Source organism: Agrococcus sp. Marseille-P2731 (genome assembly GCF_900117395.1).
Classification (GTDB): domain Bacteria; phylum Actinomycetota; class Actinomycetes; order Actinomycetales; family Microbacteriaceae; genus Agrococcus.
Map to the genome: position 1 here is coordinate 275,921 of NZ_FPEG01000003.1, position 18,315 is coordinate 294,235.

The following is an 18,315-nucleotide window of genomic DNA, read 5'->3' on the forward strand; positions in this document are numbered from 1 at the left end:
CGCCGCTCAGTCGTCGCCGGCGTCGCGGATGCGTCGTCGGACGAAGGCTGCGACGGGCCCCGGCAGCGCATCGACGAGCGCGCGGTAGCGCGCTGCTGCCGCGCGCCGGCTGCCGGTGCGCCACTCGAGGTCGGCGAGCGCGAGCGAGGCGTCACGGCGTGACGCAGCGGTCCCCTCGAGCTCGAGCGCGCGCAGCGCCGCCGTCGCGGGCCCGAGGTCACCGCCGGCGCCGAGCGCCGACCGGGCTGCCGCGACGGCCGCCGCGACCCGGGCGGCCGGCGCCGGCCTGATCGCGACGAGGCGCTCGTGCAGCGCCGCGATGCTCGACCAGTCGGTCGCCTCCGCAGAGGGTGCGGCCGAGTGCAGCGCGGCGATCGACGCCTCGAGCGCGAACCTGCCCCCGCTGCCGGCGGTCGCGGCGGCGAGCTCGAGCCCGGCGAGCAGCATCGGGCGATCCCAGCGCGACCGGTCGACCTCGTCGAGCGGCAGGGCGGCGCCGTGCGCGTCGAAGCGCGCGGGCCTGCGGGCGAGCGCGAGCAGCACCACGGCCAGCAGCGCAGCCGCCTCGGGCTCGTCGGGGTGCGCCGCGCGCACCGCGCGGGCGAGCGTGAGCGCGCTGCGCCCCAGGTCGTCGGCGGCGTCCGCAGGCCGCAGCGCGTCCCGCTGCGAGACGGCGTGCACCGCGGCGACGCACTCGAGCACCGCGGGCAGCCGCTCGGCCCGCTCCTCCCCCTCCGGCACCCGGAAGCCACCCGCACCCTCCGCGAGCGCGCGCTTCGCGCGGGTGAGGCGGGCGGATGCGGCCCTCGGGTCGATCCCGAGGTGCCAGGCGATGCGTGCGGTCGGCAGCCCGCACACCACGCGCAGCGCCAGCACGAGGCGGTTCGCGAAGCCGAGCGCGGGATCGCAGGCGACGAGCAGCAGCGCGTAGCGGTCGTCCTCGACCGCCGCTGCGACCGCGGGCTCCGCTGCCTCGCGCGGCGGCTGCCGCGCGAGCTCGCCGTGCACGCGGTCGCGCACCGCGCGCGCCCGCGCTGCGTCGATGTGCAGGCGATGTCCGACCGTGGTGCACCAGGCGACGAGGTCCTCCACCGGTCGCGGCTGCTCGAGCGCCCGCGCGAAGGCCTCGGCCGCGAGCTCCTCCCCCGCGTGCAGCGACCCCGCGAAGGCCGCGAGCTGTCGCACCGTGCTCGGCCATGCCCGCCGGAAGCGCGCATCCATCGACGCCTCCGCAGCAGCCAGCATCCGCGCCTCCGTCACCCCATCGGGAAGATGCGCCGCCACTCGATGTGCCCGCCCGTCGGCACGAGCGGCGCGAGCTGCCGCGCGATCTCCTCCGACTCCGCCTCGACGAGGTAGTAGCCGCTGATGACCTCGTCGCTCTCGAGGCTCGCCCCGTCGGTCCACACGGCATCCTCGACCTCGCGCCCGTCTGGGCCCGGCGTCACGATGCCGCCGTGGCGGCGGTTGTGCAGCGCGTTGCCCGCGACGATGCGAGCGCCGAGCTCGGCGACCCGGCGCTCGAACGCGTCGAACTCGGGGAACTCCGCCGCGATCTTCTCGCCGGCGCCGTCACCGAGGTAGGCGTCGGAGTCCCAGTCGGGCTCCACGATCATGAACAGGTACGTCTCGGCCATCGCCGCATCCTCTCCTCGAGCCGGCTGCGTCAGCTGACGCCCAGCAGGTGCCGTGGTCGATCGACCACACGAGGGAGACGGATGGACCCGGCCGGATTCGACACGTCAGTCCTCGAAGCGGTGCATCGCTCGCGCGGCGTCGGTGATCGAGCCGGTGAGCGAGGGGAAGACCGGGAAGACGCGCGCGAGCTGGTCGACCGTCAGCCGGTGCTCCATCGCCATCGTGACGGGGAAGATCAGCTCTGACGCCTTCGGGGCGACGATGACGCCGCCGATGACCGTGCCGGAGCCGGTGCGGGCGAAGAGCTTCACGAAGCCGTCCTCGACGCCCATCATCTTGGCCCGCGCGTTGGTCGACAGGTCGATGCGGTAGATCTCGCCCTGCGCGACGCCCTGCTCGATCTGCGTCTGCGACCAGCCGACCGTCGCGATCTCCGGCTGCGTGAAGATGTTCGAGGCGACGGTGCGCATCGAGATGGGGTGCACGGCGTCGCCCATGGCGTGGAACATCGCGGTGCGGCCCTGCATCGAGGCGACGGAGGCGAGCGGCATGGCGTTCGCGCAGTCGCCCACGGCGTAGATGTTGGGCAGGTTGGTGCGCGCCACGCGGTTCACGAGGATGTGGCCGGACTCGGCCATCTCGAGCCCCGCCTCCTCGAGGCCGATGCCCGCCGTGTTCGGCACCGAGCCGACCGCCATCAGGCAGTGCGAGCCCTCGACGGTGCGGCCGTCGGTGAGCGTGACCACGACGCCGTCGCCGGCGCGCTCCACCTTCTCGGCCCGCGACTTCGACAGCACGTGCATGCCCTGGCGCCGGAAGACGTCCTCGATCACGCGCGCGGCGTCGGTGTCCTCGCCGGGCAGCACCTGCTCGCGGCTCGAGATGAGCGTGACCTCTGCACCGATGTGGCTGTAGGCGCTCGCGAACTCTGCGCCCGTCACGCCCGAGCCGACCACGATGAGGTGCTCCGGCACCTCCTCGAGCCCGTACAGCTGCGTCCAGGTGAGGATGCGCTCGCCGTCCGGCATCGCCGAGGACAGCTGGCGCGGCGCGGCACCCACCGAGACGACGATCGTGTCGGCCTCGAACTCGTCGAAGTCGGCGCCCTGCTTGCCGGTCGAGACGACCACGCGCCCCGGTCCGTCGAGCCGGCCCTCGCCCTGCACGAGCGTGACGCCGACCTTCTCGAGGTCGGCCTTCATGTCGAGCGACTGCTTCGCGGCGAGCGAGAGCAGCCGCCGGTTCACGGCACGCAGGTTGACGGCGACCTCCGGCTTCTGCGCACGGCCAGCGTCGCCGCGCACCGAGAACTGCACGCCGAGCTGGTTCGCGTCGCGGATGGCGGCGGCCGACTCCGCGGTCGCGATGAGCGACTTCGAGGGCACGACGTCGGTGAGGATCGCGCTGCCGCCCACGCCGGTGCGCTCGATGAGCGTCACGTCAGCCCCGAGCTGCGCCCCCGAGAGGGCCGCCTCGTAGCCGCCCGGTCCGCCGCCGATGATCACCACGCGCTGCTTGCGCTCGAATGCACTCACGCGCACCATCATCCCGCATCCCCGCGGTGGCGCGGGACGCGGGTGCTGCCTGAGCTCAGGCCGCGCGGCGCTCGTGGACGCTCGACGTCAGCGTCGTGCCGTTCACCTCGAGGTAGAGCACCCGCTCGGTGATCGACACCGACATCGTCGTGCGGCGATCCACCGCATCAGCGACCGCGTCGATGAAGCCGTCGTCGAACCAGACGAGCCGCACCTCGTCGGCGCGATGGATGCGCTTGCCCGCCCAGCGCGCGGCGACCCGGTCGGGATCGTGGTGCGTGTAGACGGCGGCGCGCTCGGCGGCCATGCTGCCGCGGTGGACCCGCTCGGCCTCCGGGGCGCCGACCTCGATCCAGGCGGTGATCGCGCCGGTCGCGTCGCGCGCGATGACCGCCGGCTCCGCGCCGCTCGCGACCCCGGAGCCGAAGGCGATGCCCTCCTCGTGCTCGAGGCACAGCGCGAGCACGCGGGTCGCCATGAAGGCGAGGGTCTCGGAGGCGTGCTGGGCGACCTTGAGCGAGAGCTCCTCGTAGACGCCGCGATCGACGTCGGCGAGCTGCACGCTGAAGGTGTGGACGGTCGCGCCGATGGCCATGGGGGCCGAGCCTACGCGAGTGCCGCGCTCGCGCAGCGCGCCCCTCGCATGAGGGAGCTCTCACGCCCGCAGCCGCCCCCGTCTCATCCGGCGCGCGCACACTCGCGGCAGAGCCACCGAAGGAGCCGCCATGACGCTCGCCGCACCGCAGATCCCCGCAGCGCACATCCCCGCGCCGCCCGTCCCGGCGACGCCGACGCCCGCATCCGCCCACCCGATGCCCGTCGCGCCGCCGCAGCGCCCGGCACCGGCCGCCGCCGCGACCGACCCGCTGCCGTGGTGGCTGCCCGTCGTGCCGCTCGCGCTCGTGCTCACGGGCATGCTCGTGCTCGCGGGCTTCGGGGTCATCGAGCCGGCGCCGCCCGGCACGCCGACCTGGTGGCTCCTCGTGCTCATCGGCCACGTGCCCTTCCTCGCCATCCTCGGCTTCCTCGCCGCCGGCCTCACCGAGCGCATCGGCTACCTGCGGCACGGGCGGGCCGCGGCGGTGCCTGGGCGCCTGCCCCCGCGGGCGCCGAAGATCGCGGTGCAGCTGCCCATGTTCGAGGAGCCCGCCGTCGCCGCGCGCGCGATCGCCGCCGCCGCAGCCCTGCACTGGCCGACCGACCGACTGGTGATCCAGGTGCTCGACGACTCGGTCGACCCGGAGTCGCGCCGCATCGTCGACGAGGCGGCCGCCCGCGCTCGCGCGATCGGCGCCGACTGCCGCGTGCTGCGCCGCAGCATCCGCACCGGCTACAAGGCTGGCGCGCTCGAGGCCGCCAGGCGGCAGACGGACGCCGAGCTCTTGGTCATCCTCGACGCTGACTTCGTGCCGGCGAGGCGCTTCCTGCTCGACGCGGTCGCGCACTTCTACGACGCGCACGGGCACCCCCTGCCGGACCTCGCGCTCGTGCAAGCCCGCTGGGGTCACCTGAACGCGGATGCCTCGTGGCTGACGCGCGCGCAGTCGCTCTGGGTCGACGACCACCACATCGTGCAGAAGTCGTTCCGCAGCACCCGCTGGCAGTTCGTCAACTTCACCGGCACGGCCGGCATCTGGCGAGCGGACGCCATCGAGTCGGCCGGCGGCTGGCGCGCCGCGAGCCTCGTGGAGGACTGCGAGCTGAGCTTCCGCCACCTGTTCCGGGGATGGCGCACCACCGCGGTCAAGGAGATCGTGGTGCCGAGCGAGCTGCCGGCGACGGTCACCGCCTACAAGGCGCAGCAGAAGCGCTGGACCTCTGGCTGGATCCAGCTGCAGCGGCTGCACCTGGGCACGCTGCTCGGCTCGCACCGCGAGCGCGCGGGCCGCCGAGCGCAGCTGGCGTACCACATGACGATCGCGTGGCAGTGGCCGCTGTGGGCGGTGTGGGTCTGCACGCTGCCCTTCCTGATCTCGACCGGCCTGTGGGCGGGCGCGCTGGGCACCGGCCTCGGGGTGGCCGTCTACCTGGTGCCGACGCTCGCGTGGCTGCTGCTGTCGACGCTGCTCGCGAGCGTCGAGGGCATGCGGCTGGACGACGAGCGGCCGAGCATGCGGGGCCTCGGCTGGCGGCTGGCTCGGGTCGTCCCCTACATCGTGCTCAACGCCGGCATGCTGCCCCACCAGCTCATGGCCTTCGTCGAGGGCCTGCACGGCCCGCTGCACACCGAGTTCGAGCGCACGCCGAAGGCCGGCGCCGGCACAGCGACCCACGCGGTGCGCATCCACTGGCCGGCGGTGCTCGCCGAGCTCGGCTTCGTGCTGCTGCAGCTCGGCTGGGCCGTCGTGCTGCTCGCCTCCGGGCTGGCGTGGTGCGCGCTCGGGGCCCTGCTGCTCGCCGCCGCTGTCGCCTGGCTCGGATGGTTCTACGGCGATCACGCCGGCCGTCGCGCGTTCCTGCTGCATCGGCGCGCTCGCATCTAGAGTGGGCGGCATGACGCACCCGCTCGACCCGCCCGCAGACCCCCGCGACGTCGCCGCCCAGGCCGCCGACGACATCCGCCGCATCACAGGGGTCGACCGCCACGACATCGCCCTCACGCTCGGCTCAGGCTGGGCGCAGGCCGCAGACCTCATCGGCGAGACGACCCACACGATCCCGGCCACCGAGGTCACCGGCTTCTCGAAGCCTGCGCTCGAGGGGCACGTCGGCACGATCCGCTCCGTGCTCACCGACGACGGCCGCCGGGCGCTCGTCATCGGTGCGCGCACCCACTACTACGAGGGCCACGGCGTGCGCCGGGTCGTGCACTCGGTGCGCACGGCCGCGGCGGCGGGCGCCACGATCATGGTGCTCACGAACGGCGCCGGCGGCATCAAGCCGCAGTGGGAGCCCGGGCAGCCCGTGCTCATCAGCGACCACCTCAACCTCACGGCCGACTCGCCGCTCGAGGGCGCCACCTTCGTCGACCTCACCGACCTCTACTCGCCGCGCCTGCGCGACATCGCCCGGACGGTCGACGCGAGCCTCGACGAGGGCGTCTACGTGCAGTTCCGCGGGCCGCACTACGAGACCCCCGCCGAGGTGCAGATGGCGAAGGCCATGGGCGGCCACATCTGCGGCATGTCGACGGCGCTCGAGGCGATCGCGGCGCGCGAGGCGGGCATGGAGGTGCTGGGGCTCAGCCTCATCACGAACCTCGCCGCCGGCATCCAGACGACGCCGCTGTCGCACCAGGAGGTCATCGACGCGGGGCGCGAGGCCGAGGGCCGCATCTCGCACCTGCTCGCCGACGTCATCGGCGCGATCGGCGACGCCGCATGAGCTCGCCGCTCGAGGCGATCCAGGCGGCGCGCGCGTGGGCTGCGGCCGACCCCGACGCCGAGACCCGCAGCGAGCTCGAGGCGCTGGTCGCCGCCGCCGAGGCGGGCGACGCGGCTGCGGCAGCAGAGGTGACGGATGCGTTCCGCGGCCGGCTGCAGTTCGGCACGGCCGGGCTGCGCGGCAGGATCGCGCCCGGCCCGAACCGCATGAACACGGTCGTCGTCCAGCAGGCATCCGCGGGGCTCGCGGCCTACCTCATCGGCCGTGAGCCGCATCCCTCGGTCGTGATCGGCTGGGACGGCCGGCGCGGCTCCGAGCGCTTCGCGCGCGACGCCGCCGAGGTGTTCGCCGGGGCCGGCGTGCGGGCGATCCTGCTGCCGCGCCTGCTGCCGACGCCGCTCGTGGCCTTCGCCGTGCGCCACCTCGGCACGAGCGCGGGGGTCATGGTGACCGCGAGCCACAACCCGCCGGCCGACAACGGCTACAAGGTCTACCTGGGCGGCGCCGACGACGGCAGCCAGATCGTGCCGCCCGTCGACGGCGAGATCGCAGCGCTCATCGAGCACGCGGCCGAGACGCCCGTCGGCGACTACCCGCGGGGCGAGGTGGAGGTCGCGGGCGAGGGCGTCTGGCGCGCCTACGTCGAGGCGACCGCCGCGATCGGTCAGCCCGATCAGGGCATGGTCGGCGCGAGCGGCCCGAAGGTCGTCTACACGCCGCTGCACGGCGTCGGCCTCGAGACCGTCGAGGCCGTGCTCGACGCCGCCGGCTTCCCGCCGGTCATCGCCGTGCCGGAGCAGTCGCAGCCGGACGGCGCCTTCCCGACCGTCGTCTTCCCGAACCCCGAGGAGCCGGGCGCGCTCGACCTCGCGATGGCGCTCGCGAGCGCAGAGGGCGCCGAGCTGATCGTCGCGAACGACCCTGACGCCGATCGCCTCGCGGTCGCGGTGCCCGACGAGGGCCCCACGGGCTGGCGCATGCTCACGGGCAACGAAGTCGGGCTGCTGCTCGGCTGGGACGCCGCCCGCTCGGCGCGCGGGCACGGCGTGCTCGCCGCATCCATCGTCTCCTCCCCCGGGCTCGGCGCGATCGCGGAGGCGCACGGGCTGCAGTTCGTGCAGACCCTCACGGGCTTCAAGTGGGTCTCGCGCGTGCCCGGCCTGACCTTCGGCTACGAGGAGGCCCTCGGCTACCTCGTCAACCCGGGCACCGTGCGCGACAAGGACGGCATCTCGGCGCTCCTGCGCGTGCTGACGCTCGCGAGCGAGCTGCACGAGCGCGGCTCGTCGCTCTCGGAGGAGCTGCTCGCGCTCGCGGGCGAGTTCGGCGCCTTCGAATCGGGGCAGGTGAGCGTGCGCGTCACCGACCTGAGCCGCATCCCGGCCACCATGGCGGCGCTCCGCGCGCATCCGCCCATCGCGCTCGCGGGTGCCGCGGTGCTCGCAGCCGACGACCTGTCGCTGCCGGAGCACGGCGCGATCGGCGACATCCTGCGCTTCACGCTCGATGACGGCTCGCGGGTGATGGTGCGCCCGAGCGGCACCGAGCCCAAGGTGAAGGTCTACATCGACGCGACCTCGACCGACGGCTCCCCGGCGCAGCGCATCCGTCTCGCCCGCGAGCGCGTCGCGGCGCTCGCCGACGCGGTGCGCCCCCTGCTCGACGCCTGACCCACGACGCTCAACCGGTCAGACGGCACGGCGAGCCCGAGCAGCGCTCGCCTCACCTGCTGACCGGTTGAGCGACGAGGGCTAGGGGCGCAGCGCCTCGATCGCCTCGTCGCGCGCGGTGGCGGCCGCGATGCGGTCGGCGACCCCGGATGCGTCGAGCGCGTTGGCGAGCTCGGCCAGCATCGTGAGGTGGCGCTTCGCGCTCGTCGCGGCGAGCCCGATCACCACCCGCACCGGATCGTGGTGGGGGTGCCCGAAGACCACCGGCTCCTCGAGCACGACGATCGCGAGCGCGTCGCGGCGCACCACCGCGCTCGCGCGCGCGTGCGGCACGGCGACGCCGGGGGCGACCACGCAGTAGGGCCCGGACTGCTCGATCTGCTGCACGAGCTCGTCGACGTAGGCGCGGCCGACCGCGCCGGCCGTCACGAGGTCGACGCCCGCCGCGCGCACGGCAGCGCGCCAGTCCGCGGCACGGACCCCGGGCGAGAACGTCGCCCGGTCGAGCGGCAGCGTCATCGGAGGTCGTCGAACCCGTCGGAGATCTGGTCGGCGAGCTCGTCTCGCTCCTCGATCGTGCAGAACGCGCTCGCAGCGGCGTTCTGCGTCACCTGCTCGAGGTCGTCGAGATCCCAGTCGAAGGCCTCCACCAGCAGGCCGAGCTCTCGGGTGAGCGTGGTGCGCGACTGCAGCCGGTTGTCGGTGTTGACGGTGACGCAGAAGCCCAGCTGGTGCAGCAGGTCGATCGGGTGATCGGCGAGCGTCGAGCCCCACTGCGCAATCGTGCCCGTCTGCAGGTTCGACGAGGGGCTCACCTCGAGCGCGATCTCGCGATCCTTGACCCACTCGGCGATCTCGCCCAGGCGCACGACGATCGCGTCCTCCGACTCCTCCTCGATGACGATGTCCTCGGCGATGCGCGTGCCGTGGCCGAGCCGCAGGGCGCGGCCGGAGAAGAGCGCGTCGGCGATCGAGTCGATGCCCGCCCCCTCGCCCGCGTGCACGGTGGCAGGGAAGTGCGCCTTCGCCAGCAGGTCGAACGCGGACCGCATGCGGGAGGCGGGGAAGCCGTCCTCCGGGCCTGCGATGTCGAAGCCGACGGCTCCGGTGTCGCGGTGGCGGAGCGCGAGCTCGGCGATCTCGTCGCCGCGGTCGAGGTGCCGCATGGCGCTCACGAGCTGGCCGATGCGGATGCGGCCGCCGTGCGTCGCGACGAGGTCGATGGCCTCCTCGATGCCTGCCTGCACGGCTTCGACCGCCTGGTCGAGCGTGAGGCCGCGCTGCAGGTGCTGCTCCGGCGCCCAGCGGATCTCGCCGTAGATCACGCCGTCCTCGGCGAGGTCGAGCACGAACTCCTTCGCGACCCGGTGCAGCCCGTGCTCGGTCTGCATGACGGCCGTCGTGATGTCGAAGGTCTGCAGGTACTCGGGCAGCGAGCCGGACTCCGACTGCGCGGCGAACCAGTCGCCGAGCCCTGCCGCGTCCGTCGAGGGCAGCTCGAGGCCGATCTCCTCGGCCAGCTCGATGATCGTCTGCGGGCGGAGCCCGCCGTCGAGGTGATCGTGCAGGCTCACCTTTGGCAGCGTCTGGATGTCGACGCCGTCGACCTCATACCGGCTCATTCCGCCTCCGTCATCGGGTGCCTGGGGCTCCGATGCTACCCGGCTCGAGCGACGGCACGATGACGGATGCGGGCCGAGGCCCATCGCACCCGGTCGTCAGGCGATGCGCTCGCGCACGATCGGCGGCACGTCGACGACGGTGCCGGGCGCCGCGAGCTCCCAGGCGCCCTCCAGCGCCTCGAGCGCGCGAGGGATGCGGGAGGCGTCGTCCGCCGAGATCGTCCAGAGCGGGTCGCCGGCGCGCACGCGCTCCCCCGGCTTCACGTGCAGGTCGATGCCCGCGGCGTGCACCACGGGGTCGCTCGCCCGCGCGCGGCCGGCGCCCAGGCGCCACGCGGCGATGCCGAAGGGCAGCGCCTCCTGGCGGGCGAGCACGCCATCCTGCTCCGCCACGACCGTGTGCGTCTCGTTCGGCGTCGGCATCGCCGCGTCGGGGTCGCCGCCCTGCGCGATCACGAACCGGCGCCAGACGTCCATCGCGCGGCCGTCGGCGAGCGCCGCCTCGACGTCCGCATCGCCCTTGCCCACCGCATCCAGCATCTCCCGCGCGAGGGCGACGGTCAGCTCGACGACGTCGGCGGGGCCGCCGCCTGCGAGCACCTCGACCGACTCGCGCACCTCGTTGGCGTTGCCGATCGCGAGCCCGAGCGGCGTGTCCATCGTGGTCAGCAGCGCTCGCGTCTCGACGCCCGCGTCGCGGCCGAGGGAGACCATCGTGTGCGCGAGCTCGCGCGCCCGCTCGAACTCCTGCATGAAGGCGCCGGAGCCGAACTTCACGTCGAGCACGAGCGCACCGGTGCCCTCGGCGATCTTCTTCGACATGATGGAGGATGCGATGAGCGGGATCGCCTCGACGGTGCCGGTGATGTCGCGGAGCGCGTAGAGCCGCTTGTCGGCCGGCGCGAGGCCGGCGCCCGCGGCGCAGATCACGCCGCCGACCGTGCGCAGCTGCTCGAGCATCTCGTCGTTCGTGAGGTCTGCGCGCCAGCCGGGGATCGACTCGAGCTTGTCGAGCGTGCCGCCGGTGTGGCCGAGCCCGCGGCCCGAGAGCTGCGGCACCGCCGCGCCGAAGGCGGCGACGAGCGGCATGAGCGGCAGGGTGATCTTGTCGCCGACGCCGCCGGTCGAGTGCTTGTCGACGGTCGGCGCCTCGAGCGATGAGAAGTCCATGCGCTCGCCGGAGGCGATCATCGCGGTCGTGAGGTCATGGATCTCGCGCCGCTCCATGCCGTTCAGCAGGATCGCCATCGCGAGCGCCGCCATCTGCGGGTCGTCGACGTAGCCGCGCGTGTACGCGTCGATCAGCCAGTCGATCTGCTCGGTCGACAGGGCTCCCCTGTCGCGCTTCGTGCGGATGATGTCGACGGCGTCGAATGCCTCAGCCACGGGTGCTGCTCCTCTGGTGCTCGGTGTAGTCGTCCAGCGCGGCCGGGCCGAAGGCATCCGGCAGCACCTCCTCCATGGTGCGGATGCCGCTGACGGTGTCGAGCAGCATGCCCGGCGCCGCATGCTCGGAGAGCAGCTGGCGGCAGCGGCCGCACGGCATGAGCCGCTCGCCGGCGCCGTTCACGCAGGCGAAGGCCACGAGCCTGCCGCCGCCGCCCATCACCATCTCGCTCACGAGCGAGCACTCGGCGCAGAGGGTCACGCCGTAGGCGGCGTTCTCGATGTTGGCGCCCGCGACGATGCGGCCGTCGTCGACGAGCGCTGCGGCGCCCACCGGGAAGCGCGAGTAGGGCACGTAGGCCCTGCTCGACGCCTCGACGGCGCGCGCGTGCAGCGCATCCCAGTCGATCTCGCTCATGGTGCGCCGCCCCTACTGCTTGACGTAGGCCTTGCCGCTCGCCGCAGGGGCGCGCGACTGACCGATGAAGCCCGCCACGGCGAGGATCGTGATGACGTACGGCAGCATGAGCATGAACTCGCTCGGCACCGGGGAGCCGATCGCCCCGAGCGTCTGCTGCAGCGCTGAGGCGAAGCCGAACAGCAGCGCCGCGAAGGTCGCCTTGATCGGGTGCCACTGGCCGAAGATCACCGCGGCGAGCGCGATGTAGCCCAGGCCCGCCGTCATCTCGCGCGTGAACGCGCCGTTGGAGTCGAGCGTGAAGTAGGCGCCGCCGAGGCCCGCGACCGCGCCGGCGAGCGACACGTTCCAGAAGCGCAGCTTCGTGACCTTGATGCCGACCGTGTCGGCCGCGAGCGGGTGCTCGCCGATCGCGCGGAGCCGCAGGCCCCACGTGGTGCGGAACAGGCCCCAGGCGATGAGCGGCACGATGACGTACATCGCGTAGACGATGATCGACTGCTTGAACAGCGCCGGGCCGAGGAGCGGGATGCTCTCGAGCAGCGGGATGGGGATCTTCGGCAGCCGCTCGGGAGAGTTGAGCGCCGGGTTGTCGCTGAGCACCGAGGAGTAGAGGAAGTTGGTCAGGCCGGCGATCAGCACGTTGAGCACGACGCCGACGATGACCTGCTCGACGTAGTAGCGGATCGCGAAGACCGCGAGCACCATCGAGACGAGCACGGCCGCGAGCATCGCGGCGAGCACGCCCAGCATGGTGACGCCGGTGGTGGAGGCGACGACGGCGCCCGTGAAGGCGCCGCACAGGAGCTGCGCCTCGATGGCGATGTTGACGACGCCGGCCCGCTCGGAGATCACGCCGCCCATCGCGCCGAAGATCAGTGGCACCGAGAGGCCGATGGTGGCGAAGAGGAGACCGGGGATGGGGATCATCGCTCCGGCGCCGGCCCAGGTGAGGAAGCCCAGCACGAACAGGATGCCGAAGGCGATCGGGAGCCACATGCCCTGCTGGCGCAGGGTCGCGACCGCCCAGGAGGACAGGGCGGTGAGCGCTGCGAGCAGCACGACGACCACGACACCCGTCGCGCGGGCGGGCAGCACCGCGTCGGGCAGGGCGAAGAAGTCGCCGGCGGACGCCAGGCGAAGCCTCGCCTCGCCGTCTCGGCCGAGCAGCACCATGAGGAGCAGCGCGATCACGGTCAGCACCGCGTAGGAGATCGGCGCCTTCCAGTGCTTGACGACGGCGCGCTCGAGCTCCACGGTCTCGGGTGAGGCGGGGGCGGGGGTCGCGACGGGCTGCGAGGTGCTCATGCCTGCGCTCCCTTCTGCTCGGTCATGGCTCGGAGCGCTGCCTCGTCGCGGCGCTGGCGGCGCGACTTCTTGCCGGGCTGCGGGAGCCCGAACATGGCCCGCACGAGCGGCGGCGCGGCGATGAAGAGGACGATGAAGGACTGCACCACGAGGATGATGTCGATCGGCACGCCTTCGGCGGCCTGCATGCGGAAGCCGCCGGCCTTGAAGGCGCCGAAGAGGAGGCCGGCGAAGAAGGTGCCCCACGGCGTCGAGCCGCCGAGCAGCGCGACCGTGATCGCGTCGAAGCCGATGCCCGCGTCGATGCCGGAGGTGAAGCCGGTCGTGACCGAGCCCGTCACCTGCTGCGCACCGGCGAGGCCCATGAAGCCACCCGCGAAGAGCATGGCGAGCACCGTGATGCGCTTGACGTTCATGCCCGCGTTCAGCGCCGCGCTCGGGTTGTACCCGACCGCGCGGAACTGGAAGCCGAGGTTCGAGCGGTTGATGAGCCACGAGCAGAACACCACCGCGGCGACCGACAGCACGAAGCCCCAGTGCAGGGTGAACGGCGGCCCGAAGATCGACGGCAGCACCGCCGTCTCCGGCATCGGAGGCGAGATGGGGTTGTTGTTCACGGCGTTCTGCAGCAGGCCCGGCGTGCGCAGCATCCAGGTGATGAACCACAGCGCCACGAAGTTCAGCATGATCGTGACGATCACCTCGTGTGCGCCCGTGTAGGCCTTCAGCGCGCCGGCGACGGCACCCCAGAGTGCTCCGGCGACGATGCCGACGGCGATCGCGACGAGCACGTGCAGCACCGGCGGCAGCTGGAACGAGAAGCCCACCCAGCCGGCAGCGGCGGCCGCCCACAGCATCTGGCCGCGGCCACCGATGTTGAACAGGCCGACGCGGAACGCGATCGCGACGCCGAGGCCGGCCGCGATGAGCGGGGTGGCGAAGTTGAGCGTGTCGGTGAACGGCTTGATCAGCTGGGCGAAGCCCGCGTCGGCGCGCGAGAAGTTGAGGATCGAGCCCTGGAAGAGCGCGGAGTAGGCGCCGAAGACCGCCTCCCAGACCGCGCTGAGCATGTCGGCGGGACGGGCGAAGAAGTATCCGCTCGTCTCCTGCACCCGCTCGTCGGTGAGGGCGATGAGGATGCCGCCCACGATGAGCGAGGTGACGATCGCCAGCAGCGCCATCACCAGGTTGCCGCCCATGATGCGCTGGAAGGCGCTGTTCCACGGATCGGCGTCCCCGACGACCTGGCGGTCGTCGGTCGGCGGGGCGACCGTCGGCGCTTCGACCTCCGCCGCCTCGGGTGCGTGCACCACCGGTGCCCCCTCGCCGGAGTCGGGAGACCCGCCCGCGTGGGGCTGCTGCGCAGGCTGGATCGGGTCGTCGGCGTCGCGCGGCTGATCGTTCACGCTGCGGCTCCTTCTGCGTGGCTCTGTCGTTCGCCGGCCATCATCAGGCCGAGGGTGTCGCGGCTCGTGTCCGAGGGCACGATGCCGACGACGCCGCCGCGATACATCACGGCGATGCGGTCCGCGAGCCCGACGACCTCGTCGAGCTCGGTCGAGACCACGATGACGGGGATGCCCGCGTCGCGCGTCGCGATGATCTGGCTGTGCACGAACTCGATCGAGCCGACGTCGAGGCCGCGCGTGGGCTGCGACGCCACGAAGAGGGCGAGGGGACGGCCGAGCTCGCGGGCGAGCACGACCTTCTGCTGGTTGCCGCCCGACAGGGTGCCGACGCGCGTGTGGATGTCCTGCGCGCGGATGTCGAAGGCGCCGAGCTTCTCGGTCGCGAACTCGTCGCGCGCGCCGCGGTCGACCGTGCCGGCCGAGACGAAGGGCGCGCCGCGGTAGCGGTCGAGCATGAGGTTCTCGGCGATCGAGTACTGCCCGACCAGGCCGTCGACGTTGCGGTCCTCCGGCACGAAGCCGACTCCCGAGTCGAGCACCTGGCGCACCGACCTGCCAAGCAGCTCGTGGCCGTTGAGGCTGATGGAGCCCGCCGACTTCGGCTGCAGGCCCAGGATCGCCTCGGTGAGCTCGGTCTGGCCGTTCCCCTGCACGCCGGCGATGCACAGCACCTCGCCACCCTGCACGGTGAAGGAGACGTCGTTGACGACCTTCTGGCCGATCGCGTCGAGGACGGTCAGACCGCTCACCCGCAGCTCGTTGTCGGTGTGCACGGGCGGGCTCTTCTGCACCGTGAGCTCGACAGGGCGGCCGACCATCATGGATGCGAGCTCGGTGCTCGAGGAGTCGGGGCTCGCCTCGCCGACGACCTTGCCCAGCCGGATGACCGTGATGCGGTCGGCGATCGCGCGCACCTCGCGGAGCTTGTGGGTGATGAAGACGATCGCGGTGCCCTCGTCGCGCAGCTGCTGCATGATCGCCATCAGCTCGTCGGTCTCCTGCGGCGTGAGCACGGCGGTGGGCTCGTCGAAGACGAGCACCTTGGCGTCCTGCGAGAGGGCCTTGATGATCTCGACCCGCTGCTGGACGCCGACGGGGAGGTCCTCGATCTTGGCGTCGGGGTCGATGTGGAAGCCGAAGCGCCGCGAGATCTCGAGCACCTTCTGCTTCGCGCCGGCGAGGCCGCCGAGCGCGCGCTCGTGGCCGAGCAGCACGTTCTCGGCGACGGTGAAGACGGGGATGAGCATGAAGTGCTGGTGCACCATGCCGATGCCGGCGCGCATCGCGTCGCCGGGGCCGGAGAATCGCTGCACCTCGCCGTCGAGGAGGATCTCGCCCTCCTCGGCGCGGTAGAGGCCGTAGAGGACGTTCATGAGGGTCGACTTGCCCGCGCCGTTCTCGCCGAGGAGGCAGTGGATCTCGCCCGCCCTGACCTGCAGGTCGATGTGATCGTTCGCGGTGAGCGCCCCGAAGCGCTTCGTGATGCCTCGCAGTTCGAGGGTCGAGTGCTCGAGAGTCATGGGCCTTCCTTCGACGACGCTGACGACGTGGGTGAATCTAGCCGGTGGCGAGCCGCTCGCGCGGACCGGCGGCCGTGCACGCGCGTGGGGGCCGGCCGGAGCCGACCCCCACGCGAGCAGCGCCCTTACGGGCTGGCGGGCGACTCGACGACGATCTCGCCGGCGATGATCGCCTCGCGGATCTCGTCGAGCTGCGTCTGCAGCTCCGCGTCGACCGAGTCCTCGAAGTCGTGGAACGGCGCGATGCCGACGCCCTCGTTCTCGAGCGTGCCGACGTAGGGCTCGTTCGAGAACTCGCCGCTCGCGGTCTCGGTGATGACGGTCTCCACACCGGTCGCCATGCCCTTCAGCACCGACGTCAGGAAGAGGTCGCCGTTCTCGGGCGAGGTCTCGTAGAGGTCGGCGTCGACGCCGATCATCGCGATGCCCGAGTCGTCGCCCGCGTCGCGGATGGCCTCGATCGCCGAGAGGAAGATCGGGCCGCCGACCGGCATGAGCACGTCAGCGCCCTGGTCGATGTAGGTCTGCGCCATGGCCTTCGCCTCGACGCCGGCCGCGAAGCCGCCCGTGAACGAGCCGGTCTGCGCCTCGGCGTCCCAGCCGAGGATCTGCACGTCGGCGTCGTTCTGCTCGTTGAAGTACTCAGCGCCCTCGACGAAGCCGTCCATGAAGATCGTCACCGGCGGGATCTGGATGCCGCCCCATGTCGCGATGATGCCCGACTCGGAGTGCGAGGCGGCTGCGTAGCCGGCGAGGAACGCGGCCTCGGCCGTGTTGAAGACGATCGGCTTGACGTTGTCGGCCGTGATCGAGTTGTCGTCGATGATCGCGAAGCTGACGTCGGGGTTCGCGGTGGCGGCGGCGCCGGTGGCCTCGGCGAGGTTGAACCCCACGGAGACGACCATGTTGCAGCCGCCGGAGATGACGCTGTCGAGGTTCGGCGCGTAGTCCGACGGCGAGGAGGACTCGACCTCGACGCCCTCGACGCCGAGCGTCTCGGAAGCGGCACGGAGGCCCTCTGCACCGAGCTGGTTAAACGAGCGGTCGTCGAACCCGCCCTCGTCCGAGACGATGCAGGGCTGGATGTCGGTGGTGGGCACCTCAGCGGCGGGCTCGGAGCCCGACGGTGCCTCGGGGGCGGCGGAGCAGCCTGCGAGCAGCAGCGCTGCGCCGACGGCGAGCACGCCGCCTCGCGCAGCAGAACGGGTGAACTTCCTCAAGGGATCCTCCAGTGCAAAGGATGCTCGCCGCGACGCGGCTGAGCGCATGATGGATCGAGCATAGGGCCGCGCGCGAGGCCGCCAGGCCGATCATCGGGCACTGCAACGCAATCGTTGCAATCGCGAGGTTGTCTCAGGCTCGACCTCAGCGGCCGAAGGGCGAATCGATCACGATCTCGCCGGCGACGATCTGCCCGCGGAGCGCATCGAGCTCGGCCTTCGTCTCGTCGCTGACGCGGCTCTCGAGGTCGTGGAAGGGCGCGATGTCCACGCCGCCGTTCTCGAGGGTGCCGATGATCGCCTCCGCAGAGATGGACCCGTCGACCGCGTCGGTCACGGCCCGCAGCACCGCATCCTCGGTGTCCTTGAGGATGCTCGTGAGCAGCAGCGGACGGAACTCGGCGGGCAGCGTCTCGTAGCCGTCGTTGTCGACCCAGATGACGAGCGCCTCGCCGCCGGCGTCGAGGGAGGCGCGGAAGGCGCCCTCCCCCACCTGGCCGGCCACCGGGAGGATGACGTCGGCACCCTGCGCGATGAACGCCTGGGTCTGCGACTGGCCGAGGCTGACGTTCTCGTAGTCGCCCGTGAAGGTGCCGTCCTGCTCCTCGGTGTCCCACCCGAGCAGCCGCACCTCCGTGCCCTTGGCCTCGTTGTAGGCCTCGATGCCGGCGGCGAAGCCGTCCATGAACAGCGTCACGGGCGGCTGGTTGGTGCCGCCGAAGGTCGCGACGACCCCGGTCTCCGAGACGGATGCGGCGGTGTAGCCGGCCAGGAACGCCGCCTGCGCGGTGTCGAAGACGATGGAGCGCACGTTCTCGCCCGCGACAATCTCGTCGACGATCGCGAACTGCACGTCGGGGTTCGCGGCCGCCTGCTCCTGCGTGGCGGCGACGAGCTCGTAGCCGACGGTCAGCACGAAGCCGCAGCCCGTGTCGACCGCGGCCTGCACGTTCGGCGCGAGGTCGCTCTCGGTCGTGGAGACCAGCGCGTTCGCGTCGACGCCCAGCTCCGCGTCGGCGCGCTGCATGCCCGCCCAGCTCGTCTCGTTGAACGAGCGGTCGTTCAGTCCGCCGGAGTTGGTGACCATCTGCGCGCACTCCAGCGCCTGCTCAGCCCCCGGGTCGGCGGGACCGGAGGCACCATCGGTCGCAGCGGGTGGCGGCGTGCTGCACGCGGCCAGCACGAGGAGCGCGGCGAGCGCGGGGACAGCGAGGATGCGGGACACGGCGACTCCTTCAGGCAGGTGGCGCCATGCTAGCCCGCGC

Annotated in this window: 16 protein-coding genes; 3 read left to right on the forward strand and 13 right to left on the reverse strand. The window is 72.4% G+C overall.

Features of this window, described 5'->3' with window-relative positions:
• Positions 1–6 precede the first annotated feature (6 nt).
• The 4 genes from BQ6202_RS09485 to BQ6202_RS09500 form a co-directional block, all read right to left on the reverse strand.
• Complete coding sequence (locus tag BQ6202_RS09485; protein ID WP_083587179.1) at positions 7–1,245, reverse strand: DUF6596 domain-containing protein; 1,239 nt, start codon at positions 1,243–1,245, stop codon at positions 7–9.
• 11 nt (positions 1,246–1,256) lie between these two features.
• Entirely contained in the window at positions 1,257–1,637 is a 381-nt protein-coding gene (locus BQ6202_RS09490) for a YciI family protein (RefSeq protein WP_072314236.1), read from the reverse strand.
• Between the two features lie 105 nt (positions 1,638–1,742).
• Complete coding sequence (locus BQ6202_RS09495) at positions 1,743–3,182, reverse strand: NAD(P)H-quinone dehydrogenase (RefSeq protein WP_072314237.1); 1,440 nt, start codon at positions 3,180–3,182, stop codon at positions 1,743–1,745.
• Between the two features lie 46 nt (positions 3,183–3,228).
• Positions 3,229–3,768, reverse strand: coding sequence for a YaeQ family protein (locus tag BQ6202_RS09500; protein ID WP_072314238.1), 540 nt, complete (start codon positions 3,766–3,768; stop codon positions 3,229–3,231).
• A gap of 130 nt (positions 3,769–3,898) precedes the next feature.
• On the opposite strand from BQ6202_RS09500, the gene BQ6202_RS09505 reads away from it, so the two are divergent.
• From BQ6202_RS09505 to BQ6202_RS09515, 3 genes are read left to right on the forward strand one after another with little or no spacing between them, the layout of a single operon-like run.
• Positions 3,899–5,656 (forward strand): glycosyltransferase, encoded by a 1,758-nt coding sequence (locus BQ6202_RS09505; protein WP_072314239.1) that lies wholly within the window; start codon positions 3,899–3,901, stop codon positions 5,654–5,656.
• Positions 5,657–5,666: 10 nt separating this feature from the next.
• Positions 5,667–6,497 (forward strand): purine-nucleoside phosphorylase, encoded by an 831-nt coding sequence (locus BQ6202_RS09510; RefSeq protein ID WP_072315085.1) that lies wholly within the window; start codon positions 5,667–5,669, stop codon positions 6,495–6,497.
• A complete protein-coding gene (locus BQ6202_RS09515; RefSeq protein WP_072314240.1) occupies positions 6,494–8,167 on the forward strand; it encodes a phospho-sugar mutase in 1,674 nt (557 codons plus the stop codon). Before BQ6202_RS09510 ends, BQ6202_RS09515 begins: the two co-directional genes overlap by 4 nt.
• A gap of 81 nt (positions 8,168–8,248) precedes the next feature.
• Here BQ6202_RS09515 and BQ6202_RS09520 read toward each other — a convergent pair whose 3' ends face one another.
• The 9 genes from BQ6202_RS09520 to BQ6202_RS09560 form a co-directional block, all read right to left on the reverse strand.
• Positions 8,249–8,686, reverse strand: coding sequence for a PTS sugar transporter subunit IIA (locus BQ6202_RS09520; RefSeq protein WP_072314241.1), 438 nt, complete (start codon positions 8,684–8,686; stop codon positions 8,249–8,251).
• Entirely contained in the window at positions 8,683–9,789 is a 1,107-nt protein-coding gene (locus BQ6202_RS09525; protein WP_072314242.1) for an adenosine deaminase, read from the reverse strand. Before BQ6202_RS09525 ends, BQ6202_RS09520 begins: the two co-directional genes overlap by 4 nt.
• A gap of 96 nt (positions 9,790–9,885) precedes the next feature.
• Entirely contained in the window at positions 9,886–11,175 is a 1,290-nt protein-coding gene (locus BQ6202_RS09530; RefSeq protein ID WP_072314243.1) for a thymidine phosphorylase, read from the reverse strand.
• Positions 11,168–11,593 (reverse strand): cytidine deaminase, encoded by a 426-nt coding sequence (locus BQ6202_RS09535; RefSeq protein ID WP_072314244.1) that lies wholly within the window; start codon positions 11,591–11,593, stop codon positions 11,168–11,170. Before BQ6202_RS09535 ends, BQ6202_RS09530 begins: the two co-directional genes overlap by 8 nt.
• A gap of 12 nt (positions 11,594–11,605) precedes the next feature.
• Complete coding sequence (locus tag BQ6202_RS09540) at positions 11,606–12,901, reverse strand: ABC transporter permease (RefSeq protein ID WP_072314245.1); 1,296 nt, start codon at positions 12,899–12,901, stop codon at positions 11,606–11,608.
• Positions 12,898–14,307, reverse strand: a complete 1,410-nt coding sequence (locus tag BQ6202_RS09545) for an ABC transporter permease (RefSeq protein ID WP_234946178.1) — start codon at positions 14,305–14,307, stop codon at positions 12,898–12,900. The genes BQ6202_RS09540 and BQ6202_RS09545 overlap by 4 nt, the downstream gene beginning before the upstream one ends.
• Positions 14,304–15,830, reverse strand: a complete 1,527-nt coding sequence (locus BQ6202_RS09550; protein ID WP_072314246.1) for an ABC transporter ATP-binding protein — start codon at positions 15,828–15,830, stop codon at positions 14,304–14,306. Before BQ6202_RS09550 ends, BQ6202_RS09545 begins: the two co-directional genes overlap by 4 nt.
• A 125-nt stretch (positions 15,831–15,955) precedes the next feature.
• The gene (locus BQ6202_RS09555) at positions 15,956–17,098 is read right to left on the reverse strand and encodes a BMP family lipoprotein (protein WP_083587181.1); all 1,143 of its coding nucleotides are present in this window, start codon (positions 17,096–17,098) and stop codon (positions 15,956–15,958) included.
• Positions 17,099–17,195: 97 nt separating this feature from the next.
• Positions 17,196–18,275, reverse strand: a complete 1,080-nt coding sequence (locus BQ6202_RS09560) for a BMP family lipoprotein (RefSeq protein ID WP_234946179.1) — start codon at positions 18,273–18,275, stop codon at positions 17,196–17,198.
• Between the last annotated feature and the right edge of the window lie 40 nt (positions 18,276–18,315).